Annotated in this window: 1 pseudogene (running past one end of the window); it reads right to left on the reverse strand. The window is 63.1% G+C overall.

The features are described 5' to 3' along the window. Window positions 1-878, reverse strand: a pseudogene (locus tag AQ12_RS21765) (HAMP domain-containing protein); its annotated part runs 243 nt beyond the window's last position; the annotation flags it as partial.

The following is an 878-nucleotide window of genomic DNA, read 5'->3' on the forward strand; positions in this document are numbered from 1 at the left end:
GCGATGTTTCGCACCTGCGAGGTCAGGTTGCCGGCCATGAAGTTCACCGAGTCGGTCAGGTCCTTCCAGGTGCCTGCCACGCCCTGCACATCGGCCTGGCCGCCCAGCTTGCCTTCGGTGCCCACCTCACGCGCCACACGCGTCACTTCGGACGCGAACGATGACAGCTGATCCACCATCGTGTTGATCGTGGCCTTGAGTTCGAGAATCTCGCCCTTCACGTCCACAGTGATTTTCTTGGAGAGGTCGCCGGCCGCCACGGCCTTGGTCACGTCCGCGATGTTTCGCACCTGGGCCGTGAGGTTGGAGCCCATCGAGTTCACCGAGTCGGTCAGGTCCTTCCAGGTGCCGGCCACGCCCTGCACATCGGCCTGTCCGCCCAGCTTGCCTTCGGTGCCCACTTCTCGCGCCACCCGCGTCACTTCGGACGCGAACGATGAGAGTTGGTCCACCATCGTGTTGATCGTGTTCTTGAGCTCCAGGATTTCGCCCTTCACGTTCACCGTGATCTTCTTGGAGAGGTCGCCCGCTGCCACGGCGGTGGTCACATCCGCGATGTTTCGCACCTGCGAGGTCAGGTTACCGGCCATGAAGTTCACGTTGTCCGTCAGGTCCTTCCAGGTGCCGGCCACGCCCTGCACATCGGCCTGCCCGCCCAGCTTTCCTTCGGTGCCCACTTCGCGGGCCACGCGGGTCACTTCGGATGCGAACGACGAGAGCTGGTCCACCATCGTGTTGATCGTGGCCTTCAGCTCCAGGATTTCGCCCTTCACCTCCACCGTGATCTTCTTGGAGAGGTCGCCGGCCGCCACAGCGGTGGTCACATCCGCGATGTTTCGCACCTGCGAGGTCAGGTTGCCGGCCATGAAGTTCACCGA

The sequence above is a fragment of the Caenimonas sp. SL110 genome (assembly GCF_001044395.1).
Taxonomy (GTDB): domain Bacteria; phylum Pseudomonadota; class Gammaproteobacteria; order Burkholderiales; family Burkholderiaceae_C; genus Ramlibacter.